The sequence below is a fragment of the Clostridioides sp. LIBA-6822 genome (assembly GCF_056688955.1).
In genome coordinates, this window is the sequence record NZ_CP196995.1 from 4,232,420 (window position 1) to 4,257,781 (window position 25,362).

The 25,362-nt window shown below is 31.0% G+C and carries 19 protein-coding genes; 4 read left to right on the forward strand and 15 right to left on the reverse strand.

The window, feature by feature from the left end; translation table 11 throughout:
• Nucleotides 1-73 precede the first annotated feature (73 nt).
• The 4 genes from ACTG48_RS20110 to ACTG48_RS20125 all read right to left on the reverse strand — a co-directional run bounded on the left by ACTG48_RS20110 (nt 74) and on the right by ACTG48_RS20125 (nt 5,051).
• On the reverse strand, nt 74-2,620 hold the full coding sequence (locus tag ACTG48_RS20110; RefSeq protein WP_479917790.1) for an ABC transporter permease: 2,547 nt from the start codon (nt 2,618-2,620) through the stop codon (nt 74-76).
• On the reverse strand, nt 2,617-3,306 hold the full coding sequence (locus ACTG48_RS20115) for an ABC transporter ATP-binding protein (RefSeq protein WP_021386515.1): 690 nt from the start codon (nt 3,304-3,306) through the stop codon (nt 2,617-2,619). Before ACTG48_RS20115 ends, ACTG48_RS20110 begins: the two co-directional genes overlap by 4 nt.
• A gap of 82 nt (nt 3,307-3,388) precedes the next feature.
• Nucleotides 3,389-4,378, reverse strand: a complete 990-nt coding sequence (locus ACTG48_RS20120; protein ID WP_021386510.1) for a sensor histidine kinase — start codon at nt 4,376-4,378, stop codon at nt 3,389-3,391.
• Nucleotides 4,365-5,051: a response regulator transcription factor gene (locus ACTG48_RS20125; RefSeq protein WP_021386518.1), complete on the reverse strand. Its 687-nt coding sequence runs from the start codon at nt 5,049-5,051 to the stop codon at nt 4,365-4,367. Before ACTG48_RS20125 ends, ACTG48_RS20120 begins: the two co-directional genes overlap by 14 nt.
• Before the next feature lie 484 nt (nt 5,052-5,535).
• Here ACTG48_RS20125 and ACTG48_RS20130 point away from each other — a divergent pair, with 484 nt between their 5' ends.
• The 3 genes from ACTG48_RS20130 to ACTG48_RS20140 all read left to right on the forward strand — a co-directional run bounded on the left by ACTG48_RS20130 (nt 5,536) and on the right by ACTG48_RS20140 (nt 6,763).
• Entirely contained in the window at nt 5,536-5,865 is a 330-nt protein-coding gene (locus ACTG48_RS20130) for a PadR family transcriptional regulator (protein ID WP_021386501.1), read from the forward strand.
• Nucleotides 5,866-5,869: 4 nt separating this feature from the next.
• Nucleotides 5,870-6,319, forward strand: a complete 450-nt coding sequence (locus ACTG48_RS20135) for a permease prefix domain 1-containing protein (protein ID WP_021386516.1) — start codon at nt 5,870-5,872, stop codon at nt 6,317-6,319.
• A gap of 66 nt (nt 6,320-6,385) precedes the next feature.
• A complete protein-coding gene (locus tag ACTG48_RS20140; RefSeq protein WP_021386512.1) occupies nt 6,386-6,763 on the forward strand; it encodes a hypothetical protein in 378 nt (125 codons plus the stop codon).
• A gap of 167 nt (nt 6,764-6,930) precedes the next feature.
• On the opposite strand, the gene carB (ACTG48_RS20145) is transcribed toward ACTG48_RS20140, so the two are convergent.
• The 7 genes from carB (ACTG48_RS20145) to ACTG48_RS20175 form a co-directional block, all read right to left on the reverse strand.
• Entirely contained in the window at nt 6,931-10,137 is a 3,207-nt protein-coding gene (gene carB, locus ACTG48_RS20145) for a carbamoyl-phosphate synthase large subunit (RefSeq protein WP_479917791.1), read from the reverse strand.
• Between the two features lie 182 nt (nt 10,138-10,319).
• Entirely contained in the window at nt 10,320-11,369 is a 1,050-nt protein-coding gene (gene carA, locus ACTG48_RS20150; protein WP_479917792.1) for a glutamine-hydrolyzing carbamoyl-phosphate synthase small subunit, read from the reverse strand.
• Between the two features lie 258 nt (nt 11,370-11,627).
• Nucleotides 11,628-14,834, reverse strand: a complete 3,207-nt coding sequence (carB, locus tag ACTG48_RS20155; RefSeq protein ID WP_479917793.1) for a carbamoyl-phosphate synthase large subunit — start codon at nt 14,832-14,834, stop codon at nt 11,628-11,630.
• Between the two features lie 52 nt (nt 14,835-14,886).
• A complete protein-coding gene (gene carA / locus ACTG48_RS20160) occupies nt 14,887-15,930 on the reverse strand; it encodes a glutamine-hydrolyzing carbamoyl-phosphate synthase small subunit (protein ID WP_021386549.1) in 1,044 nt (347 codons plus the stop codon).
• A 25-nt stretch (nt 15,931-15,955) separates the two neighbouring features.
• Nucleotides 15,956-16,672 carry an orotidine-5'-phosphate decarboxylase gene (pyrF, locus tag ACTG48_RS20165; RefSeq protein ID WP_479917794.1) on the reverse strand — a complete coding sequence of 239 codons (717 nt, stop codon included), beginning with the start codon at nt 16,670-16,672 and terminating at the stop codon, nt 15,956-15,958.
• A 375-nt stretch (nt 16,673-17,047) separates the two neighbouring features.
• Nucleotides 17,048-17,683, reverse strand: a complete 636-nt coding sequence (locus ACTG48_RS20170) for a DUF1847 domain-containing protein (RefSeq protein WP_479917795.1) — start codon at nt 17,681-17,683, stop codon at nt 17,048-17,050.
• A 23-nt stretch (nt 17,684-17,706) separates the two neighbouring features.
• Entirely contained in the window at nt 17,707-18,621 is a 915-nt protein-coding gene (locus tag ACTG48_RS20175; RefSeq protein WP_479917796.1) for a nitroreductase family protein, read from the reverse strand.
• A 368-nt stretch (nt 18,622-18,989) separates the two neighbouring features.
• On the opposite strand from ACTG48_RS20175, the gene ACTG48_RS20180 reads away from it, so the two are divergent.
• Nucleotides 18,990-20,219 carry an aminopeptidase gene (locus ACTG48_RS20180; protein ID WP_479917797.1) on the forward strand — a complete coding sequence of 410 codons (1,230 nt, stop codon included), beginning with the start codon at nt 18,990-18,992 and terminating at the stop codon, nt 20,217-20,219.
• 205 nt (nt 20,220-20,424) lie between these two features.
• Here the strand turns inward: ACTG48_RS20180 and ACTG48_RS20185 are convergent, their stop codons facing one another.
• From ACTG48_RS20185 to ACTG48_RS20200, 4 genes are all read right to left on the reverse strand, one after another.
• Nucleotides 20,425-22,806, reverse strand: a complete 2,382-nt coding sequence (locus ACTG48_RS20185) for a homocysteine S-methyltransferase family protein (RefSeq protein WP_479917798.1) — start codon at nt 22,804-22,806, stop codon at nt 20,425-20,427.
• Nucleotides 22,778-23,503, reverse strand: coding sequence for a vitamin B12 dependent-methionine synthase activation domain-containing protein (locus ACTG48_RS20190; protein WP_479917799.1), 726 nt, complete (start codon nt 23,501-23,503; stop codon nt 22,778-22,780). Before ACTG48_RS20190 ends, ACTG48_RS20185 begins: the two co-directional genes overlap by 29 nt.
• Nucleotides 23,493-23,948, reverse strand: a complete 456-nt coding sequence (locus tag ACTG48_RS20195; RefSeq protein ID WP_479917800.1) for an S-ribosylhomocysteine lyase — start codon at nt 23,946-23,948, stop codon at nt 23,493-23,495. The genes ACTG48_RS20190 and ACTG48_RS20195 overlap by 11 nt, the downstream gene beginning before the upstream one ends.
• 274 nt (nt 23,949-24,222) lie before the next feature.
• Entirely contained in the window at nt 24,223-25,329 is a 1,107-nt protein-coding gene (locus tag ACTG48_RS20200; RefSeq protein WP_479917801.1) for a sensor histidine kinase, read from the reverse strand.
• Nucleotides 25,330-25,362: the final 33 nt, after the last annotated feature.

Here is a 25,362-nt window from a genome sequence, read left to right on the forward strand (position 1 = left end):
AGTATAAATTAATATTCTTTTCTTGCACCATCTTTCAAGAAGAGTTTTTCATAAAATTAATATATGTCTTAAATTAAGCCATCTCATCTCTAAGTGCATCAATAATATTTTCTTTTTTTATCTTATTAATAGTATACAGCATTGTAATGAATACGATAAAGAGAACGCCAAACACGCTGATTCCGATACTTACCCATGGAAACGTAAAGTTAATATCATCTGTGACCATTCCTTTATGAATTAGCCAAGAAGAAATTACTGCTATAGGGAGCCCGAAAAGTAGAGCCCTCATACCATAAAAAACACACTCAAAATTCATCATTTTTTGAAAATCACGCTCAGACATTCCAACAGAGCGAAGCATGGCAAGCTCTCTACGGCGTAACTTGATATTCGTAGAAATTGTATTGAACACATTAGCAACAGAAATAAGAGAAATCATAATGATGAAAGTATAGGCGAATACGTTAACAATGAAGATGTAATTGCGGTTCTCATCCATCATTCCATACATATTGTACAGATTATGCTCAACTGTAATCCCCTCGCTCTCGATAATCTTTTCCATTTCTTCAACTGACTTAGTTGGATTCTTTGATTGAAATCCCATGCTTTTAATTCCTGTAGAAGCATCGAGAGTCTCAAACTTATCTTTGGCTGAATAAGGAGCCAATACTCTAAAGCTTGCTTGTTTATGATTGGAGTTTCTTACACCTGGAGGAGAATCAGGTGGTACTATTTTTACAAATGTAATGTTTACATTTTGCTTTTCAACTTTCTTCAACTCACCATTGGTTTCAGGAATAAGATTAACATCCATGGAAGAATTTTTGAAAATATCAATAGTATGCTCATCCTCAACAACCATAGAAACAGCAATCATTTTTGCATTTTTCCCAGTATATTCTTTTGTGTTTAATCCAAGACCTTTGATAATATTCAGATAAGTACTATCATCAAGAAACTGCATATCTACTGGTAGATTAACTGTTTTATTCTTTGAATGTAAACCCTCATGGTGCAAATAGTTATCTGTAAGCTTATTTTCTTTAACAACACATGAATAGGTCATAATTTCTTGATACAAGCCTTCGTAAACACCATTGGCACTCTTCATCTTATCATAAAGCTTTAGCATTTCACTGTCTCTCATACCTTGTGTAGAAAAAATAATGTCATGGTCAGTAACCTCTGACTTCTGACTTGACATCTGTTTCAAATCCTCTACCAAAGCACTAGTTGATATGAATAGCACTATACTTAGAGCTAATGATAGAACTATACTGCGATAGCGTTTCTTATTTCTTTTAAAATTTTTCAGTGCAAGGGTTCCCTCCAAACCATAAATGCGTTGCGCAAGATTTGATGTCTTCACAGCTTTAGATTCGACTTTTACTTCGTTTGTCTGGCGTATACACTCCATTACTGGTGTACTTGCTGCTTTTCTAGCTGGAATATAGGCTGAGATTAAGATGGTAACCATGCTGACTACTACTGCAACGATGATTGCAGGAATAGACAACGTCAAGGTCAAAGGGACGTTAGTGTATAGAACATTTGCAAAGTTTTTGGCAATAACAGAAATTACAAGCTCAATACTGACTATACCAACTGCAACACCAATTGGTATCCCAATAGCACCAATACAAAGCCCCTCAAACAACACTGAATTCCGTAACTGCTTTGCTGTAGCTCCAACAGATGAAAGGATTCCAAACTGCTGTGTGCGTTCATTCAGTGACATATTAAACGAATTATAGATTAGAAAAATTGATCCAATCATTATGATAGCAAGTACAATTCCGCCAACTGAATATAAAAACACATTGAACAGATTGTTGTCAGAAGCTCCCATGAAACGCAACACATTATCATTTAAAATGTAAGCATTCTCTCCAGTGCTACTTGCATAGGAATGAACTTGGCGCGGATTTTTCAATGTTGCAAACAAACTAAAGCTATCCACTTTGAATTGTGCATCTGCTTTGGTTATCAAAGTATATCCTGGTGCAGAAGATTCCTCAAACACGGGTTTTCGACATATACCAACAACTTTATATGTTCTCTTGTCTTGTGATACAAAGGTTTCACTTCCAGCAGTGTATGGGTTACCTTGACCAAGTCTATTATTTCCATTTATACGTTTACCTACATTCAAGGAAATAGTATCACCTACTGAGAATTTGACACCACCATCTGTTGCAATCTTACTCGAAACAATAATTTCCCCACTGTTTTTAGGTAATCTGCCAGATATCAAATCTATAGGCACAGTATCAAAAGTTTCTTCGTTAAATCCAGCTATAAAAAGATACGGTTTATCTGGGTTTCTATTGCCACTAAGCGTTGCATATCCAACATTTTCAAATACTGTAGTATTTGAAACTTTATCATTACCTTTCTGTTTCTGGACGAAAGATGAATCAACATCTAAAAAATCAATGTGCCAATCACCATATTTCGAAATAGCACCCTTTGTCATATAGTCTATCAAAGAAACTCCAAAAGTCGTGACTGCTGTAATCATGGCAGCAGATAGCACAACTCCTATAATCGTTACAAGAGTTCGTGTACGATTTTTTTTCAGTCCTTGCAGGGCAACTTTGTTGAAAATATTCATGGACGATTCACCTGTCTTTCATCACGCACTACTTTTCCATCTGCAATACATATAATTCTATCTGCCTGCAGAGCAATATTTTCATCATGTGTGACAATTATAAGTGTCTGGTGATATTTATTATGGCTTTCTTTCAGTAACTGTATAATGTCCTGTCCATTTTTACTGTCTAGACTTCCAGTAGGTTCATCAGCAAGCATAACTGCTGGTGCATTCATCAAAGCACGACCGATAGCTACACGTTGTTGCTGACCTCCAGAAAGCTGGTTTGGTAAATGCGTTTTTCGTTCTTTTAGTCCAAGTAACTCTAAAAGGTCATTTAGTCGTTCTTGGTTAACCCTTCGCTTGTCCATAAGTATAGGTAGGGTAATATTTTCCACTACATTTAGTGTTGGTATCAGATTGTGAAACTGATAAATCAATCCAACCTGTCGTCTGCGGAAAATAGCGAGTTTTTCATTACTCTGACCATATACATCCTGCCCCTCCAAATATATCTTTCCACTTGTTGGCACGTCTACACCTGCAATGGCGTGTAACAGCGTAGATTTACCAGACCCAGATGAGCCGATAATTGCTGTAAATTCTCCCTTTTGGATAGTAAGTGAAACATGGTCGAGTGCAGTGACCTGATTTTCACCCTTTCCGTAAATCTTGCATAGATTTTGAATTTTTAAAAACTCCATTATGTGAGTCTCCTTTCTTATGGTTTACCCATATAATAGAACTTTCAACTTACATCTCTGTGACTTTCAGGTGAGAGATTAGTCACTTTGGGAAACGAATAGCAAATATAGCACCACCCTGCGGATGATTTTTTGCAGTAATTGTCCCTCCTTGACGCATTATAATCATCTTACAGAGAGATAATCCAATCCCATATCCTACCATATTTGTATTTTTTCCACGATAGAACCTGTCAAACAAAAATGGTAAATCTTCTTTCTCAAAACCCATTCCGCTATCATGAATAGTAATCTCAGTAAACAATATGTTATCCTCACAAACAATCTCAATCTTACCATTATCACCTGCCTTTTCCATACAATTTTTAAGGATATTTTGAATTGCTTCTGAAAGCCAACTTGAATCTCCCTGAATACTCATCCCTTTAGGTACGTCTACTTGTAAAGCAATATTGTGCAGTTCCATTGGAATCATAAACGGTCTAAATGCAGTGTATATCAAGTCATTTACATCTATCTGTTCGCTTTTGAACTCTACAATACCCGCATCCAATCGGGATAATTTTAATAGAGAGGTAATCAACCAATCCACCTGTACAAGCAATTCTTCTGTCTCCCGTATCAAATCTTTTCTCTCATCTTCATCAGGATTAGTCTCTAATAACGACAGGATAATAGTTACCGATGTAAGAGGAGTGCGTAGCTGATGAGCTATATCAGCTAAAGAATCAGCTAGATGTTTTTTTTCTTTTTTTAGTGCGTCATTTTGCTCCCTAATACGCAATGTCATTTTGGTTATCTCACTTTGCAGAATAGAAAGTTCTCCTTCGTCTACCTCGGCAATATACAGATGGTCAGCATTATGAAGCACAATATCAATTTGTTCTGAAATATGTGCAATACTTTTGTATCGGGATTTAGTAAATATTAGAAATACTATTCCAAAAACGGCATCAGAAGCAATGACAAGTATTCCAGCTGCCGTATTGATTGAAAATCCCAGAGTTACAGTAACAACAGTTATTAATAAGAACAAAATAGTAAATTTACGAAACTCCCTATTCCGAAGCATACCCTCCCCCCAATCTATACCCTGTTCCACGAACAGTCAGAATTATTTGCGGACTTGAGGGGTCATTCTCTATCTTCTCTCTCAAGCGTTTGATATACACAGTCAATGTATTGTCATTGACAAATTCACCCGCTGCATCCCATAATTCGTCAAGCAGCCTACCCCTCGTAATAACACTTTTGGGATTGCTAATAAATACCAGCAATAAGCGGTATTCTAAAGCTGAAAGAAAGACTTCGTTGCCATTTTTTTTCACAATGCCACTTGCTGTATCAACAGAAAGCCCACAGATTTCAAAAGTTGACCCAAAACGCTCACTTTTTCTTAGTGCTGTTTTGATTCGTGCAATCAATTCACGTGGACGAAAAGGTTTTGTGATATAGTCGTCTGCACCCATGTTCAGCCCAGTAACAACACTTGATTCATCTCCAGAAGCTGTCAGAAAGATAACAGGAATATCTTTTGTTTCTTTAATTTCTGTGCAAATCGTAAATCCATTTCCGTCAGGCAAGGAAATATCAATTAGTGCCAAGTCAAATTTATTGCCAACAATCTCACCAAGTGCTTCACTTCTTGTGGGAGCGTGGGTTACCATAAATCCTTCTGCATTTAGCAAAAGAATAAGGTTCTTGGCAATTGCCTTATCATCCTCAACCAAAAATATCCGTTTCATTTATTTCATCCCCCTTTATTTTACTGGTTTTATACTTTCTATCGGTTAGTTTTGCGAGTAAGCTAAAATAAACCATGTATTTCCTATTTTTTAGCCCCTTTAATCCGCTTAAAAGAATAATCATGCACTGCCATTCTATCTTTAGTTTTCCAAAGTTTAGCAGTATATTTTGTTGTTATATAATCATAAATAACCCTTCATTGCTTTATTATATTTCTTTTGACACAAAGATACAAGTTGAGTCATAAAACACGATATAGGTAAAAACATTTTCACATAATTAGTTTATAATCATACTCCATAATCTTCACTACATCCACAGTAGTATAGCTATTAATCTTAATATTTACTAATTTTTTCTATTAGTTCTAACGTAAGTGTACATTTTATAATTTATACTTGAAAAATTAATCTAGAAGTCTTATTATATAGTTATATATACCTCATAATATAAGGTATATGATAAAACAAAGTAGGTGAATTTATGGACTTGAATAAAGAAGTACTTAAGGGGCATATTGATACTTTAATATTATCAATACTAGACAAAGGAGATTCATATGGCTACGAAATAGCAAAAGTAGTTAGAGATGAAACAAGTTTTGAATTAAAGGAAAGTACTCTCTATGTATCTCTTAAAAGATTAGAATCCAAATGTCTAATAAAATCATATTGGGGAAATGACCAAGGTCTTGGAAGTAGAAGAAAGTATTACAATATAACTGATGAAGGAAAAGAAAATTTAGAAGTAAAAATTCAAGAGTGGAACTTTATACAAAGCGTTATGAACAAATTTCTAAAGAGGGGTGAATAGATTTATGAAAATAATAGAAGAGTATTTAGGAACACTATATAAAAATGATACTAGCAAAGAAATTCAAGACTTAAAAGAAGAATTGAGAGAGCATCTAATGAATTCTACAAACGAGTTTATTGAGAATGGATATGATATAGATGAAGCACAAAATAAAGCAATAGAAAGATTTGATGGTAATAATGAAGTGTCAGTAGAACTACGTTCAATATTCAAACAAAAAATAGAACCTAAAAAAGTTTTATTACGAAAATTATCAAATTTAAGGATTGTATTTTTAAATTTATTTGGATGGCTTTTTGCTGCTACTGCATTCACAATAAATAGAAGTTTTGGTCATATAACTCCACCATGGCTGATTATAGTTTTAATAATATCAATTATTGTATTAATAATTTTAAGTATCTTAATTAAGAAATTAAAAAAAGAAATAGAAAATGATTACAATACGTAACCTTATAACTATATTTTAATTTCTTATTTATTCCTAATAAATAAAGATTATGAAGGGAGCTTTTATATGGATAAAAAAATGTTATTAGAAAAATTTCTTGATACACCAGGAGTTTCCTATATCAATGAAAAAATGAATTTATTTAAAGACACTAAATGGATTTCATTTGGCACTTATATAATGACTGTCGATAGTTTTTGTTATAAAGAAGATTCAAAACACTATAATCCAATAATGGGTACATTTGATTATGAATCAGAAATTTTTATAGTTAATGCCTTATACAAAGATGTTGTCTATTCTATCAAGAACAAAAAACTTTATAGCAATGTATCTAAGGGAGATAAGATAGTTGTTACAATTAAATATTCTTATGATAAATATGAAAATCTTATACATGAAGAAATTCATGATTATCATCTTTATCCTTTATCTATTGATTAAAATAAAAGGCGAAAGCCTCTAGAGCTAACGCCTTTAAAATAGTTTAAAATAAATATAAACTATACAATTAACATATATGACTGTAAATAAACTTGTATAAAATATATAACTTATCTACAGTCTTTTTATTATACAAAATTTATAGCCTCTTATATAAGAATTTTATTCTACTCTGCTATATTATAAACTTTTAACTTGTCTTTATTTAAATGTTTCTTCTTAACCTCTACTAATGCTTTTAATGTATCTAAAGATGTCATTATTTCAGTAGAAAATTCAATAGCTGTTCTTCTCATCTTAAATCCATCTCTTGTAGAGTCATTACCTTTAGTTGGTGTATTTATTACTATATCAACTTGCTTATTTCTTATAGCGTCTAATATGTTTGGTCTAGGCTCTTCAATTCTGTTTACTATATCAGCCTCTATTCCATTTTCTCTTAAGCTTTTAGCTGTTCCTTCTGTAGCAACAAAAGTATATCCTAACTCTTTCATATCTTTTGCTATCTCTATAAACTCATCTTTATCAAGATTATTAACAGTGGCAAGGACTACTCCTCTTTCATCAGACATATGTCTACCTGCTGCTAAGAATCCTTTGTATAAAGCTTCTTCTAAGTTTTCTCCTACACCTAGAACCTCTCCTGTAGACTTCATCTCAGGTCCTAGACTTACTTCAACCTTAGCTAATTTAGACATTGAGAATACTGGCACTTTTACTGATACTAGTTTTGGCTCTTTGTAAACTCCTGTACCATATCCTAAATCCTTTAATTTAGCCCCTAACATACATTTAGTCGCTAAGTCAACTATTGGTACTCCACTAACTTTACTTATATATGGAACTGTTCTACTAGCTCTAGGATTAACCTCAATTATATATAATTCATTTTGGAATTCTATAAATTGTATATTAACCATGCCAAGTACATTAAGCTCTAAAGCCATTTTTTTAGTGTATTCTACTATCTTTTCTTTTATATCATCAGATATATTTTGACTTGGATACATTGTTGTACTATCTCCTGAGTGAACTCCAGCTCTTTCTAAATGCTCCATTATACCAGGTATTAATATATCTTCTTTATCGCATATAGCATCTACTTCTATTTCTCTACCAGTTAGATATTTATCTATAAGTACTGGATTCTTATGGTCTCTATCAAACGCATCATCCAAATACTGAATTAATTTTTCTTCGTTATAAGTTATTTCCATACCTTGACCACCAAGTACATAAGATGGTCTAACCAATACTGGGTAACCTAACTGCTTAGCAATTTCAACACCCTCATTAGTTGTCCATACACCTTTTCCTTTTGGTCTATTTATGTCTAGCTTTTCTAGTAAATCATCAAACTTTTCTCTATCTTCTGCTGCATCTATATCTCTAAAGTCTGTTCCCAATATAGGTATATTTTTTTCATGTAAAAACTTAGCCAATTTTATAGCTGTTTGTCCACCAAACTGTAGTATTACACCTTCTGGTTTTTCTTTCTCTATTATATTTAAAACTTCTTCTTCTGTTAATGGTTCAAAATATAACTTATCTGACGTATCAAAATCTGTACTTACTGTCTCAGGGTTATTGTTTACAATTATAGTCTCAATGCCCATTTTTCTTAAAGATTTTACACAGTGAACTGAGCAATAGTCAAATTCTATACCTTGACCTATTCTTATCGGTCCAGAACCCAATACAATTACCTTTCTCTTATCACTAACAACTACCTCATCATATTGCTCATAAGTTGAATAATAGTAAGGTGATAGAGCTTCGAATTCTCCCCCACATGTATCAACCATTTTATAAACTGGCTGTATATTATATAAACTTCTCAATTCGTATAATTTCTCTGGGCTTATTTTCATTAAGTCAGATATACCTTTATCAGAGAATCCCTTTTTCTTCAATTCATGTAAATACTCTTTGTCTAAGTTTTCTATTTTTAGAACTTTTAATTTTTCTTCTTGTTCTACTATCCATTTAAATTTATTTATAAACCACTTATCAACACCAGTTATTTCTGAAATCATTTCTACTTTATAGCCTCTTCTTATCATTTCAGCTAAATCAAACAGTCTCTCATCATCAGGTACTACTACTCTAGCCTTTAATTCTTCTAATGTTCTACCTTCTGATGGAGCATGAACCAATGAATATTTTCCTGTTTCAAGTGATCTTATCCCTTTAAGAATTGCAGCTTCAAAGTTACTTCCTATACTCATTATTTCACCAGTTGCCATCATCTTAGTTCCCAATTTTCTATTGGCATGTCTAAATTTATCAAATGGCCATTTTGGTATTTTTACTACTACATAATCTAATGTTGGCTCAAAACAAGCATAAGTTTTTTTAGTTACTGCATTTTCTATCTCATCTAAAGTGTATCCTAGAGCTATCTTAGCCGCTACTTTTGCTATTGGATAGCCTGTAGCTTTTGATGCTAGAGCTGATGATCTACTAACTCTTGGATTTATTTCTATTATCGCATATTCTAAACTATGCGGATTTAAAGCTATTTGAACATTACAACCACCTTGAACTTCTATTGCATTTATTATATCTATTGATGCTTTTCTAAGTAATTGATACTCTTCATCACTTAAAGTTTGACTTGGGGCAACAACTATACTATCTCCTGTATGAACTCCAACTGGGTCTACATTTTCCATATTACATACAGTTATACAGTTACCATTTCCATCTCTCATTACTTCATATTCTATTTCTTTCCAGCCTTTTATACTCTTTTCAAGAAGAACTTGACCTACTGGACTTAATTGTAAACCATGTGTAAGAGTTTCTCTTAATTCTTCCTCAGTATCGGCTATACCTCCACCAGTTCCACCTAATGTATATGCTGGTCTTACAACTACTGGATATCCTATTTTATTGGCAAACTCAAGACCTGCTTCTAAGTTTGTAACTATATCACTAACTATTACAGGTTGATTTATTTCTTTCATTACCTCTCTAAATAAATCTCTGTCCTCGCCCTTTTTTATAGAATTTATAGATGTTCCTATAACTTTTACATTGTATTTATCTAATATACCAGCATCATGTAATTCTACAGCCAAGTTTAGTCCTGTCTGACCACCCATACCTGCAAGCAAACTATCTGGTCTTTCTTTTTCTATTATTTTTTCTATAAATTCTATTGTTAGTGGTTCTATATATATTTTATCAGCAATCTCTTTATCAGTCATTATAGTAGCTGGATTACTATTAACTAATACAACTTCTATTCCCTCTTCTTTTAGTGCTTGGCAGGCCTGTGTTCCTGAATAGTCAAACTCTGCCGCTTGACCTATTATTATTGGTCCTGACCCTAATACTAAAGTTTTCTTTATACTATCTAATTTAGGCATAACTCTTTCTCCTTATCTAAACAATTTTTACAGCTCTTATCTTTATCATCTATATAATCAATTTTAATTACTTTATTTCATCTTAAATTTGAGTTTTATCATTATACATATCTATGTTAATTAAATCAATCTATTTTTTGATTTAAGTTATTCTTATTTTTTAGCTATATATCCTCGTATTATTATTTTACTAACTCTAAAAACTTATCGAAAATATAATCATTATCTTTTGGTCCTGGGCAAGCTTCAGGATGGTATTGGACACTGTATACATCTAGATTCTCATGTCTCATTCCTTCAACAGTATTATCATTTAAATTTATATGTGTAACTTTCATTTGTTCAGGAACTTCTGAAACATAATATCCATGATTTTGAGAAGTTATAAATACTTTTCCTTCTTCTAAATCTTTAACTGGGTGATTTCCACCTCTATGTCCAAATTTAAGCTTAGCAGTCTTTCCGCCAAGAGCTAAAGCTAAAAGTTGATGCCCTAGGCATATACCAACTATAGGCTTTTTACCAATAAGGGCTTTTATATTTTCTATAACATCTTCTAGGTCTTCTGGGTCTCCAGGTCCGTTTGATAAGAATATTAAATCAGGATTTATGCTTAATACATCTTCTGGAGATGTTGTAGCTGGAAATATTGTTACATCACATCCACGAGCTACAAATGATCTTAATATGTTTCTCTTAACTCCAAAATCCATAACAGCTACTTTTGGACCATTTCCTTTTATATGCTCTACTTCTTTTCTTGTAACTGTTCTAACTGCTTCTGTATTTGAGAATTTATCCAATTTATGTTTTACATCTTCTAATTTACTCTCTTCTAATGTAATTATACCTTTCATTGTTCCATTATTTCTAAGTATCTTAGTCAAAGCTCTTGTATCTATTCCTTCAAGTCCAATAACTTTATTTTGCTTTAAATATTGGTCTATATCAATTTCACATCTAAAATTACTTGGAGAATCACTTTTTTCTCTTACTATAAATCCCTTTACTTGCACTTTTTCAGATTCTGCTGATGATAAATTTATACCATAATTTCCTACAAGAGGATAAGTCATAGTAACTATTTGACCATAGTAAGAAGGGTCTGTTAAAACTTCACCATATCCTATCATAGAAGTATTAAACACTACTTCTCCTACACTTTCTTCTAAATATCCAAATGCCTTTCCTATAAAAATTGTCCCATCTTCTAATATTAACTTTGCTTTCATATTACAGTACCTCCTATAATTCTCTTTAGGCAAGCTAAAGAACATTAACTAAATATAAGCTTTTAAATATCTATATATATTTTTCACTTTTACATTCTAGTTTTATACTTATTTACAGTTATTTTTTATCTTTTTCTATTATACTACAAATTTCTTAAAAAAAAGAAGTTATCTCAAAAGTAAAAACTCATAGAAAAAATAACTTCTTCTTTATTAATTTAATAATTAAATTCTTAAACTATACAATCAACTCAATTTCTATTCAGCTATATTGTAAACTTTTAACTTATCTTTATTTAAATGTTTCTTCTTAACCTCTACTAAGGCTTTTAATGTATCTAAAGATGTCATTATTTCAGTAGAGAACTCAATCGCTGTTCTTCTTATCTTAAATCCATCTCTTGTAGAGTCATTACCTTTAGTTGGTGTATTTATCACTATATCAACTTGCTTATTTCTTATAGCATCTAATATGTTTGGTCTAGATTCTTCTACTCTATTTACTGTATCAGCCTCTATTCCATTTTCTCTTAGACTCTTAGCTGTTCCTTCTGTAGCGACAAAAGTATATCCTAACTCTTTCATATCTTTTGCTATCTCTATAAACTCATCTTTATCAAGATTATTAACAGTGGCAAGGACTACTCCTCTTTCATCAGACATATGTCTACCTGCTGCTAAGAATCCTTTGTATAAAGCTTCTTCTAAGTTTTCTCCTACACCTAGAACCTCTCCTGTAGACTTCATCTCAGGTCCTAGACTTACTTCAACCTTAGCTAATTTAGACATTGAGAATACTGGCACTTTTACTGATACTAGTTTTGGCTCTTTATAAACTCCTGTACCATATCCTAAATCCTTTAACTTAGCCCCTAACATACATTTAGTCGCTAAGTCAACTATTGGTACTCCACTAACTTTACTTATATATGGAACTGTTCTACTAGCTCTAGGATTAACCTCAATTATATATAGTTCATTTTGGAATTCTATAAATTGTATATTAACCATACCAAGTACATTAAGCTCTAAAGCTATTTTTTTAGTGTATTCTACTATCTTTTCTTTTATCTCATCAGATATATTTTGACTTGGATACATTGTTGTACTATCTCCTGAGTGAACTCCAGCTCTTTCCAAATGCTCCATTATACCAGGTATTAATATATCTTCTTTATCGCATATAGCGTCTACTTCTATTTCTCTACCAGTTAGATATTTATCTATAAGTACTGGATTCTTATGGTCTCTATCAAATGCATCCTGTAAGTATTGAGATAATTTTTCTTCATTATAAGTTATTTCCATACCTTGACCACCAAGTACATAAGATGGTCTAACCAATACTGGGTAACCTAATTCATTGGCAACTTCAATACCTTCACTAAGTGACCATACACCTTTTCCTTTTGGTCTATTTATGTCTAGCTTTTCTAGTAAATCATCAAACTTTTCTCTATCTTCTGCTGCATCTATATCATCAAAATCAGTCCCTAATATAGGTATATTTTTCTCATGTAAGAACTTAGCTAATTTTATAGCTGTTTGTCCACCAAACTGTAGTATTACACCTTCTGGTTTTTCTTTTTCAATTATACTTAGAACTTCTTCTTCTGTTAATGGTTCAAAATACAACTTGTCTGATGTATCAAAATCTGTACTTACTGTCTCAGGGTTATTGTTTATGATTATAGTTTCTATATCCATTTTTCTTAGAGATTTTACACAGTGAACTGAACAATAGTCAAACTCTATACCTTGACCTATTCTTATTGGTCCAGAACCCAATACTATTACCTTTTTCTTATCACTAACAACTACTTCATCATATTGCTCATAAGTTGAATAATAGTAAGGAGATATAGCATCTATCTCACCTGCACAAGTATCAACCATCTTATATGCTGGTTTTATATTATATAGACTTCTCAATTCATATAATTTTTCTGGGCTTATCTTCATCAAGTCAGATATCCCTTTATCAGAGAATCCTTTTTTCTTTAATTCAAGAAGATAATCTTTAGTTAAATCTTCAATTCTCATAACTTTTAGTTTTTCTTCTTGCTCTACTATCCACTTAAATTTATTTATAAACCATTTATCTATACCTGTAATTTGCTCTATCATTTCTAACTTATAGCCTCTTCTTATCATTTCAGCTAAGTCAAACAATCTCTCATCATCAGGTGCTACAACTCTTTTCTTTAATTCTTCAATACTTCTCTCTTCAGATGGCACATGCACTAATGAATATTTTCCTATTTCAAGCGATCTTATACCTTTAAGAATGGCAGCTTCAAAGTTACTTCCTATACTCATTATTTCACCAGTTGCCATCATCTTAGTTCCTAATTTTCTATTTGCTTTTTTAAATTTATCAAATGGCCATTTTGGTATTTTTGCTACTACATAATCTATAGTTGGCTCAAAACAAGCATAAGTTTTTTTAGTTACTGCATTTTCTATCTCATCTAAAGTATAACCTAGAGCTATTTTTGATGAAACTTTAGCTATTGGATATCCTGTAGCTTTTGATGCTAGAGCTGATGATCTACTAACTCTTGGGTTTATCTCAATAACTGCATATTCAAAACTGTGCGGATTTAATGCAAACTGAACATTACATCCACCTTGAACTTCTACTGCATTTAATATATCTAAAGATGCTTTTTTAAGCATTGCACATTCTTTATTACTTAAAGTTTGAGTTGGGGCAACAACTATACTATCTCCTGTATGAACTCCAACTGGGTCTATATTCTCCATATTACATACAACAATACAGTTTCCTTTTGAATCTCTTATTACTTCATATTCTATTTCTTTCCAGCCTTTTATACTTTTCTCAATTAATACTTGTCCAACTGGGCTTAATTGTAATCCATGTGAAAGTATCTCTCTTAATTCTTCTTCATTATCAGCTATACCTCCACCAGTTCCACCTAATGTGTATGCTGGTCTTACAACTACTGGATAACCTATTGTAAGTGCATAGTCAAGACCTGCTTGTAAATCTGTAACTATATCACTAACTATTACTGGCTGATTTATTTCTTTCATTACATCTCTAAATATATCTCTATCTTCACCTTTTTTGATAGATTCTACTGAAGTTCCTATTATCTTTACTCCGTATTTATCTAGTATGCCTTTTTCATAAAGTTCAACTGCTAAGTTTAATCCTGTTTGTCCACCCATACCTGCAAGTAAACTATCTGGTCTTTCTTTTTCTATTATTTTTTCTATAAATTCTATTGTTAATGGTTCTATATATATTTTATCTGCCACTTCTTTATCAGTCATTATAGTAGCTGGATTACTGTTTATTAATACAACCTCAATTCCTTCTTCTTTTAAAGATTGGCAAGCTTGTGTACCTGAATAGTCAAATTCCGCTGCTTGACCTATTATTATTGGTCCTGACCCTAATACTAAAGTTTTCTTTATACTATCTAATTTAGGCATAAATTTTTCTCCTTATCTAAATGGTTTTTACTATCTGTAAATAATACTAAATCTATATTAATGCTAAGAATTTGTTAAATATACAATCTAAATCTTCTCTTGTTGTGTATTCTGGAATGTACTGAACACTATATATTGGTAATTCTTTATGTCTTATTCCTTCTATAGTATTGTCATTTAAATTTATATGAGTTACTTCTGTATTTTCTGGCATTTCTGAAACATTATATCCATGATTTTGAGAAGTTATGAACACTTTTCCAGTTTCTAAACATTTAACTGGATGATTCCCTCCTCTATGTCCAAATGTAAGTTTTGAAGTCTTTCCTCCTAATGCCAATGCCAAAATTTGATGTCCTAAACCGATTCCTGTCAGTGGCTTTTTACCTACTAAATTTTTTATATTTTCAACTATATCATTTACATCTTCTGGATTCCCTGGTCCATTAGATAATAATATTAAGTCAGGATTTATATTTAAAATTTCTTCTGATGTAGTCATCGCTGGTACTATAGTTATATCACAGTTACAAGCTTTAAGAGACTCTAGTATGCTATTTTTAACACCAAAGTCTATAACTACAACTTTTGAACCAACACCTTTAATATTTTCAATTTCTTTTCTTGTAACATTTTTTACTGAATCCTTGTTACAATGCTCTGCTAACTTAGACTTAACATCTTGTAATGATGCATTTTCTAAAGTTATAATACCTCTCTTTGTTCCATTGTTTCTAATAATTTTAGTTAGTGCTCTTGTATCTATTCCTTCAAGTCCTATTACCTTATTTTGCTTTAGATATGTGTCTATATCCATTTCACATCTAAAATTATTTGGGTTATCACTTTTTTCTCTTACAATAAGTCCTTTTACTTGTACTTTATTTGATTCAACATCTTCTAAATTTATTCCATAGTTACCTATAAGTGGATAAGTCATAGTAACTATTTGTCCATAATAAGTTGCATCTGTTAATAGTTCTCCATATCCAGCCATTGAAGTGTTAAATACAACTTCTCCAACAGTTTCTTTTAGATATCCAAATGCTTTTCCTTCAAATACTGTTCCATCTTCTAAAATTAATTTCCCCTTCATATAAGCTACCTCCCAAATATTTTATCTAAGCATTTTCTATTTCTTTTACAATGTTAATCGCTGATTCTCTTGGATTTTCTGCTTTTGTTATAGGTCTTCCAACAACTAAATAATGAGCTCCTCTTTTTATTGCATCTGACGGAGTTACAACTCTTTTTTGGTCTCCAACCTCTGCTGATTTAGGTCTTATTCCTGGACAAACTGTTATAAAATTAGTTCCACATGCTTCTACTATCTTATCTACTTCCTGTGCTGAACAAACAACTCCATCTATTCCTGATTCTTTTGCCAGTTTAGCTCTCTTTATAGCTAACTCTTCTGTTGTCATATTGCATCCTATATCCTGTAAGTCTTGGTTGCTTAATGAAGTTAGAACTGTTACTCCAACTACTAAAGGTTTTTCTATGTTTAATCTTTCTGCTTCTTCTTTAGCAACTAGTGCACACTGTCTCATTCCTTCCATATCTGATACATGTATTGTCATTAGCCAAACATTATCTCTAACTGCAGCTCTTACTGCACTTTTCATAGTATTTGGAATATCATGAAATTTCAGGTCTAAAAATATCTTTTTTCCTTTTTCTTTAAGATAATCTATTGTTTTTCCTTTTGTAGCAACATACTGCTCTAGTCCTACTTTAAATATATCTACACTATCTTCTAATCTGTCTATTAATTCTTTAGCTTTATCAAATTCGTCAGTATCAATTGCAACTATCAATTTTTCTTTACCATTTATCATTTTTACATCTCCTTTTTAATAAAGCCTAAATCTTCATAAAAAAATCCTCACACCAAAAGAGGCACAAGGATTTTATCTATACATAACTCAATTCTCAGCTATGAGATATCTTTCCCAGTCTCTCTGGACTAGTTTAAAAGACTTTATTATATTTAAATTTTTATTTTATACTCATCAAAAACCTCTAGAAGATTTACTAGAGGTTATATATTAACACTATCTATAACCCTTTAGTCTCTCTGGACTAATTTAAGGAATTTAGCTGTAATATTTTTCTTTATTAATATAACTTTATGTATCTCTAAGATAATTTAAAGTTTTATCTTTTTTTATAATTAAACCACTAATTGCTTTTTATGTCAATAAGTCTTTGAATTATTCTTCATCTTTATCAAACAATTTTTTTTCAAAATATGACTCTGCATTATATATCGCAGCAGCTGGATTATGCCCAGTTACTCTATCCTTGACAATTAGAGTTGTTATCGGAGCTTCCATATATTTCATGGCTAATGTATCATGTCCAACACATAATCCAAGAATTACATTGAGGTCAACTTTAGCTTCATTTAAAAACAAAGCCTGTCCTATTGGATTACACATTATTTCATCTGCACACTTTGATATTGTTTGAGATGCTTCTAAGCCAACTGTACTCTTAGGCATTGCTCCATTTTTACATATAACCGAAAATACTTCAAATCCATGGTGTTCAAATATTTTTTGTACTGTTTGCATTTCTCTTTTTAATCCAATACAAAATGCTATACCTATTTTTTTATAATCACATTTCTTAGCAAACTCTATTATCTCTTTTAATCTAGTATATTGACAATACCCTTCTGTCTCAACTAGTCCAGCATTATAAGCTATTTTCCTATTTTCCTCTTCCTCATAAAGCTGTTTTGCTTTTTGTTGTAGTTCAACTTCTCTAGTAGGACATATCTTCATCAGCTTATCCATATTTCCATCAGAACAGCCCCTAAGATTACACTTTCCACACTTGTACATATCCAATATCCCCTTCCAAAATTTTATTCTTCTTGTGATTCTTCTTTCTCTGGAGTTACACTTTCTTCTGGTATTTCTTCTTCTGGTTTCACATGTTCAACTACGGTTATAAAATATGATTTTCCTATTTTATTTCTTATAGGAAGTTTTTCATATGAAACATCTATTTTATTTTTTATACAAGCTATATCAAAATGCCTTAATCCTACACCTAAGCTAACTTTATTCATATCTTCACAATGTTTCTTAGGTTTTTTTTCAAATAAATGAAGACCTCGTTCATCCTTATGGAAATACCATGGCTGAGAATTTTTTACAGATGGAGCTCTTCTTGTAAATTCTAATACTTCTTTCCACTTTCTATTCCTATTTATTTTATTTATCATATCTTTTACTGGTTTTCTATCAGGTCTAGCATATCTTGTTCTAAATAAATCCTCATTTCTCGCTGGATATCCAAAAGCTATTATTATATAAGGATACTCTATTTCTTCTTCCTTATCTTCTTCTGTTTTTATTCCAGCTAAATAATCTAAATCGTCTTCTTCATCTTCTTCAGAGCTTTTGTTTCCAATATCCACAAATTCTAAAATATCTTCTCTCTTTAAGTTTCCTTCCAGCCAACAGGTAGCTACACCCAATGTTGTAAGACGTAAAACTACACCTTCTGTAGCAAAACCTATATTTTGTAAATAGTCTTCACCTTTATTTGATGTGATTACTATATAATGAGGTGCTTTTACTTTACATTCCTTACCCATTAAAAAATGTATTATATGACCTCTATCAACAACATGCGCCTTAATATTTAAATCTTCATTTAAATATTCTAAATTTTTACAACTTCTCTTTATCTCTTCCATTAATGGCTTTTTTATCTTATTACTGGAAAAATTTCTTACAGATTTTCTATAAAAAATGGCTTCATAAAGCTCCATTTATGCCCTCCTAACTGAAATCTTCTGTTCATAATATATAAACTACTATATTTAAACATATATAAGCTTTGCCAGAAAATTTTTTATTTCATTATTTATATTTATCTCATTATTATATTATAAGTTTTTTTCGGTATTCTTGTATAGCTTTTCACTAAAAAAGTATTTTTATTTCTACTTTAATACTAATATCAACAAAAAATATTCTTCCACTTAAGTTTGTACATCTAAACAATCTATTTTAATTAAAATAGATATTTTTTATTTCTCAGTTTACAGAGTATAAATATTTTAAATATGACCCAAAATCTAAGTAATGTTATAATACTTTATAAGTTATTCAATATTAAAAATATAGGAGGATGGATATGAATTTAAATAGAAATTTAGAAAAATATGCTGAATTGGCAATCAAAGTTGGAATTAACATACAGCCAGGTCAAACTTTACTTATAAAATCACCAATAGAATGTGCCAATTTTGCAAGAAATGCACTTAAAGAGGCATATAAATGTGGTGCTAAAAATGTATATATAGAATGGTCTGATGAAGAAAGTTCTCTCATTAAGTATTTGTATGCTCCAGATGAAGCGTTTCATGAGTTTCCAAAATGGACAGCAGAACAATATGTAGATATAGCAAAAGAAGGTGGAGCGTTTTTATCAGTATATGCTCAAAACCCTGACTTACTAAAAGATGTTGACCCTGAAAGAGTTGCAAATTTTCAAAAAGCATCTGGTAAAGCTTTAAAAGAATGGCGTTCTTATACTCTAACTGATAAGTGTAAGTGGAGCATAGTTTCTGTACCAACAAAAGCGTGGGCAAAAAAAGTATTTCCAAATTTATCAGAAGATAAAGCAATAGAAAAACTATGGGATACTATATTTAAGTGTTCAAGAGTAGATGGTCAAGACCCTATAAAGGCATGGGAAGAACATAATGAAAATCTTAAATCTAAAACGGAGTTTTTAAATAAAAATAATTTTAAAACTCTAAGATATAAATCTTCAAAAACTGATTTGACTCTAGATTTGCCAAAAGGCCATATTTGGTTAAGTGGAGCATCTAAAGACCCTAATGGAATAAGTTTTAATCCTAATATCCCAACTGAAGAAATTTTTGGAATGCCACATAAATTTAAAGTAAATGGAACTGTTTATAGTACTAAACCCCTTGTTTATGGTGGAAATATAATCGATAATTTCTTCTTAACTTTTAAAGATGGTAAAATAATAGATTTCTCTGCTGGAAAAGGATTAGATACTTTAAAGAATCTTATTGAAACAGATGAAGGGTCTCATTATTTAGGAGAAGTTGCTCTTGTTCCATACAATTCACCAATATCCAATACAGATATAATTTTTTATAATACTCTATACGATGAAAATGCTTCTTGCCACTTTGCAATTGGTTCTGCTTATAAAACTTGTCTAGAGGGTGGAAACAATTTAAAAGATGAAGAATTAGATGAATACGGTGTAAATGACAGCTTAACACATGTGGACTTTATGATTGGTTCTGCGGATATGGATATTATCGGAGAAACTTATGATGGAAAACAAATACAGATTTTTAAAAACGGCAACTGGGCTTTTTAATCTATATTTTTAACTAAAAAGGGCTGATGGAAGTTATACCAGACTTCCCAGCCCTTTTTAATGTTGATGATAAATATTTTTTTATATTAATTAATCTCATTTTTATAGATTAATTCCTATTGTTTCAAACATAAGTATCTAAAACTTATATTTATATTATATATAAAATATCCTATTTAGCACAACCTTTATTTTAATTTACATGCTAAAAATTTAACTTTGCTATTTCAACAGCAGATTTTGCATCCTTTGAATAATAGTCAGCACCCATTTCTTCAGCATATTCTTCTGTTAAAACTGCACCACCTACAAATACTTTTGCATTTATATCATTATCTCTTAATGCCTGAATTGTATCTTTCATACTTTGGACAGTTGTAGTCATAAGCGCACTTAAGCCTACTAACTTTATATCTCTTTTTTTAGCAACTTCTACTACCTCTTCAATTGGAACATCTTTCCCTAAGTCAATAACCTCATATCCATAATTTTCTAACATTATTTTTACTATATTTTTTCCAATATCATGAATATCACCTTTTACTGTAGCAACTATTATTTTTCCTTTAGATACATTATTACTACTTTTACTTAATAAAGTTTCCTTTATTGTATTTAATGAAGCTTTTACTGTCTCTGCTGATTGAATCAATTGTGGTAAAAATATATCTCCACTATCATATCTCTTCCCTACTTTATCAAGGGCAGGAATTAGAATCTCATCCAATATATAATTTTCATCCTTTTCCTTCAAAAGATTCAGCGTTACATTTTTTGCGTCGTCTTTTAAGCCCCTTTCAACTAAAACATCTAGAGACAACTCTTTGTCAACTTTAGTAGTAGAATCTGATTTTTTTGAATTATTTATATTACTGTATTGATTTATATAGTTAATACATCCTTTATCTGTATTATTTAAGATTTTAAAAGAATTAATAGCCTCCATCATACTATATTCATTTGGGTTTATAATTGCTAAATCAAGTCCCGCCCCTAGAGCTAATGTTAGAAAAGAAGCATTAAGTGCCTTTCTATTTGGAAGTCCAAAGGAAATATTTGAAACACCTAATATAGTTTTTACTCCCAATGCCTTTACCATTGTTATAGCCTTTATAGTCTCTATTGCTTCTTCTTGTTGTGCTGACACAGTTAATGATAAACAATCTATAAATATATCTTTTGGCTTTATTCCATAAGAAACTGCTCTATCTACTATCCTTTTTGCTATTTCAAATCTTTCTTCGGCTTTTTTAGGTATCCCTTTCTCATCAAGTGTAAGTCCAACCACACATGAACCATACTTTTTGACTATTGGTAATATGCTTTCTAAAGACTCCTCTTTGCCATTTACAGAGTTTACTATTGTTCTACCATTATAATATCTAAGTCCTTGCTCAAGTGCCTCTACATTGGAAGAATCGACTTGTAAAGGAGTATCTACTACTGCCTGTATTTCTTTTATTAGTTTTGGCATTAATTTTTTTTCATCTATCTCTGGTAAGCCAACATTTACTCCTAATATTTGTGCTCCAGCGTTCACTTGTTCTAACCCTAAATTTATTGCATAATCTACGTTTTCATTTTTCAATGCTTCTTGTAGAGATTTTCTGCCTGTAGGATTCAATCTTTCTCCAACAACTATAGGTGATTCTACTTCTACAAATTTTGATGGTGAGCAAACAACACATTTATCAATCTTCTCTATACTTCCTTTAGTAACAGAATTTATATTATCAGATATTTCTTTTATAAAACTTGGGTTTGTACCACAACATCCGCCTATTATAGTAGCACCAACCTCAACGAATTTCTTGACACCTTCAAAAAACTCTTTTGCATCAACATCATATATAGCCTCTCCATCAACTATATTTGGTAAACCAGCATTTGCTTGAACCATCACAGGTATTGTAGCTCTTGATACTATTTTTTTAACTATCGGTAAAAGTTGTTTAGGCCCTAATGAACAATTAACTCCTATTGCATCAACACCCAATCCTTCTATAGTAGCCACCATACTCTCTGGCATACATCCAGTAAAACTTCTTCCACCTTCATCAAATGTCATAGTACAGAAAACAGGTAAATCAGAATTTTCTTTAGCTGCTAATACAGCTGCTTTAGCTTCATATAAGTCCATCATAGTCTCTATTACTATTACATCAACACCAGACTTAGCCCCCTGTAACACTTGTCTTTTAAATATTTCATATGCTCTATCAAAGCTTAAAGTTCCCATAGGCTCTAGCATTTCTCCTATAGGACCAATATCTAATGCTACATATCTTGGTTTAGTATTATCTACATTTTCTATAGCTTTTCTAGCCACTGAAACAGCATTATCAATCACTTCTTCTACTGTATACTTACTATCTAATTTTAGCTCATTACATCCAAAAGTATTTGTAAGAATTACGTTTGAGCCTGCCTCTAAATATGAGGTATGTATTTCTATAAGTTTTTCTGGATTTTGAATACCAAACACTTCTGGGTTTTCACCTAACCTTAAACCTTTTTGTTGAAGCATTGTTCCCATTGCGCCATCAAATATTAGTATATTATTCTTTAGATATTGTCTTATTTCCACAAGAATTCGCTCCTTTTCTATATGTACAGTTTCTATAGTTTTTACAATTTTCACACGATTTTTCTTTTTTAGATTCACCTATTTTTATATTAGAAATGCCTATGATAGCCACTACAGACTTTCTCGGTATCATAATTCCATTGGAGGTAATTGTTAGACCTATTTGTTTCTGAGCATTTAACACATTTAATATGTCTATATTTTTCTCTATCGGTAAATCTCCATATCCTGGGCTATATCGCATAGTTATAAATTTATTTTGTTCTGAAAAAACCTTTTCTACATTATCTTGAACGATGTCACATACTTCTTCTATTGCTGTTGTTCCACATGAATCTATTATTAGTCCTTTTGTTAAATCTGAATAAGAATGTCTTTTTATTTCTTTTTCTATCTCTAATCCTATGGTAGCTGCCATAATTACACATTCATTACATTCTTTTAAAAGTTCATATATGTCTTTACTTTCTAATGTTAAATTTGTTCCCTCTAACTCTACAACATTATCTTTATTTATTTTAATAGGATAAATCCTAGATAAATATCTAGGATTTATTTTATTTTTAGTTATGTCTACACATTCATCAATAGTATCTTTAAGGTCTTTATCTATCTCTTGACCTCTGTATTGTAAGTATCTTAAAACTTCACTTTGATTTATGTTTATATTTCCTTTTTCAATCAAATTATTCTCCATATATATTTAAAGAAAATCCTTTATCCAAAACATCTTTTGCATATTCTTTTGCTCCAAATAAAGATAAATCTCTGTAGTTTCCACATTCTATTGCTGTAGCTGCTGGCATTTCGTCTGATTCAATCACTTTTTTTAACGCTTCTTCTAAACCAACCTTAACTGTATTGGCATCTACGTCTCCCCACAGTATTAAATAAAATCCTGTTCTACATCCCATTGGAGATAAATCTATTACACCCTCTAGTGTGTCTCTTAAATAAGTTGCTAAAAGATGCTCTAAACCGTGCATAGCAGCAGTTCCAAAGCTTTCTACATTTGGTTGTAAAAATCTTAGGTCAAATTTACTTACTTTATCTCCCTTTACTCCATCAAGTACACTACACTTTCTTACAAAAGGGGCCTTTACTTTTGTATGATCTAACTTAAAACTTTCCACTTTTTCCATTATTTAATCCTCCATTATCATTTAAAATTTATTATATTAATTCTAAAAAAAACTCCCCCTATCCATTATTGATAAGAAGAGTATATTATTTCAAATCGTCTCATCGTTGTTAGCAGGACCACCTGATAAAAGGTTGGTATAGGATCACCGAGCTAACTCTCTCCCCTAACTCTTGATAAGTATCTTATTAAACTGACTTAAATTATATATTACTTTTTTATTTTTGTAAACACTTTATTGCTATATTATTTATACATATAAATATGCTTTTATTTTATAACTCAACTGATTGTATTAGTGGTAGTTGTACCTCAAATACAGTTTGATGTTTATCACTTAAAACGGTGATTTGTCCATCATGTAAGTTCACAATATTTTTTGTAATTGCAAGACCTAGTCCAGACCCTCCAGCATTTCTATTTCTTGATTTTTCAACTCTATAAAATCTATCAAATATGTTTGGTAAATCTAATACTGGAATTGGTTCTCCATAATTTATGACCTTTACAACTGCCATATCTCCTTTTTTCTCTGTAACTATGTCTACATAAAGTCCATCTTTTCCATACTTCATAGCATTAGTCATAAGATTCTCAAATACTCTTACCAATTTATTCGGGTCAGCTTTTACAATTAATTTTTCTTCATTAAAATTAGCTCTACTAACCATAAATTCCTGCTTAAAATAAATTTCAAATTGAGATACTATCTGACTTAATAATTCTACTAAATTTATTTCTATTTTATTTAATCTTATTGTATTATTTTGCATTTTTGTAAACTCAAACAAATCATTTATAAGTACATTTAAACTTTTTGATTTTTCATATGCAATATTAATATAATACATCATCTGTACTTCATCTTTATACTTACCTTCTTCTATCAATCCTAAATAACCCATTATTGATGTCAAAGGGGTTCTTAAATCATGCGACACATTTGTTATTAAATCTGTTTTGGTTTGCTGAGCTTGTCTCTCTTCAACAGTTATGTTTCTAAGTTGATGAATAATACTATTAATTTTATGTGCTAGTTCATCAATATCATCAACTTCTTTATCCTTTAACCCTTCTAAGTCATACTCAATATCTATATTTTTTTGTAAATCGCCTTCATCCATTGAATTTACAGCATCTACAATGATTTCTAACTTCTGATTTTTTTTATTATTTTTTCTTATAAAATCGACAAGTTGTTTATTTCTCTTGTATGATATTAAAGAATAAATTGCTAATGATGAGAGTACAAATAAAAATGGATAAAATAATCCCTCACCTATAAACGCTCTTAAATCTCTTAAATTATATACAAGATAATTAATTGTAGATAAACCAGTATTAACATATAACACTTTTATTATATAAATGCTTGTTAGCATAATTATTAAGGTAATAATGCAACTTATCGTAAA

Bases quoted from the DNA above. Each gene is read 5' to 3' on its own strand.
- ACTG48_RS20110 (WP_479917790.1), bottom strand. From the start codon at position 2,620: ATGAATATTTTCAACAAAGTTGCCCTGCAAGGACTGAAAAAAAATCGT.
- ACTG48_RS20115 (WP_021386515.1), bottom strand. From the start codon at position 3,306: ATGGAGTTTTTAAAAATTCAAAATCTATGCAAGATTTACGGAAAGGGT.
- ACTG48_RS20120 (WP_021386510.1), bottom strand. From the start codon at position 4,378: ATGCTTCGGAATAGGGAGTTTCGTAAATTTACTATTTTGTTCTTATTA.
- ACTG48_RS20125 (WP_021386518.1), bottom strand. From the start codon at position 5,051: ATGAAACGGATATTTTTGGTTGAGGATGATAAGGCAATTGCCAAGAAC.
- ACTG48_RS20130 (WP_021386501.1), top strand. From the start codon at position 5,536: ATGGACTTGAATAAAGAAGTACTTAAGGGGCATATTGATACTTTAATA.
- ACTG48_RS20135 (WP_021386516.1), top strand. From the start codon at position 5,870: ATGAAAATAATAGAAGAGTATTTAGGAACACTATATAAAAATGATACT.
- ACTG48_RS20140 (WP_021386512.1), top strand. From the start codon at position 6,386: ATGGATAAAAAAATGTTATTAGAAAAATTTCTTGATACACCAGGAGTT.
- carB (WP_479917791.1), bottom strand. From the start codon at position 10,137: ATGCCTAAATTAGATAGTATAAAGAAAACTTTAGTATTAGGGTCAGGA.
- carA (WP_479917792.1), bottom strand. From the start codon at position 11,369: ATGAAAGCAAAGTTAATATTAGAAGATGGGACAATTTTTATAGGAAAG.
- carB (WP_479917793.1), bottom strand. From the start codon at position 14,834: ATGCCTAAATTAGATAGTATAAAGAAAACTTTAGTATTAGGGTCAGGA.
- carA (WP_021386549.1), bottom strand. From the start codon at position 15,930: ATGAAGGGGAAATTAATTTTAGAAGATGGAACAGTATTTGAAGGAAAA.
- pyrF (WP_479917794.1), bottom strand. From the start codon at position 16,672: ATGATAAATGGTAAAGAAAAATTGATAGTTGCAATTGATACTGACGAA.
- ACTG48_RS20170 (WP_479917795.1), bottom strand. From the start codon at position 17,683: ATGTACAAGTGTGGAAAGTGTAATCTTAGGGGCTGTTCTGATGGAAAT.
- ACTG48_RS20175 (WP_479917796.1), bottom strand. From the start codon at position 18,621: ATGGAGCTTTATGAAGCCATTTTTTATAGAAAATCTGTAAGAAATTTT.
- ACTG48_RS20180 (WP_479917797.1), top strand. From the start codon at position 18,990: ATGAATTTAAATAGAAATTTAGAAAAATATGCTGAATTGGCAATCAAA.
- ACTG48_RS20190 (WP_479917799.1), bottom strand. From the start codon at position 23,503: ATGGAGAATAATTTGATTGAAAAAGGAAATATAAACATAAATCAAAGT.
- ACTG48_RS20195 (WP_479917800.1), bottom strand. From the start codon at position 23,948: ATGGAAAAAGTGGAAAGTTTTAAGTTAGATCATACAAAAGTAAAGGCC.
- ACTG48_RS20200 (WP_479917801.1), bottom strand. From the start codon at position 25,329: ATGCTAACAAGCATTTATATAATAAAAGTGTTATATGTTAATACTGGT.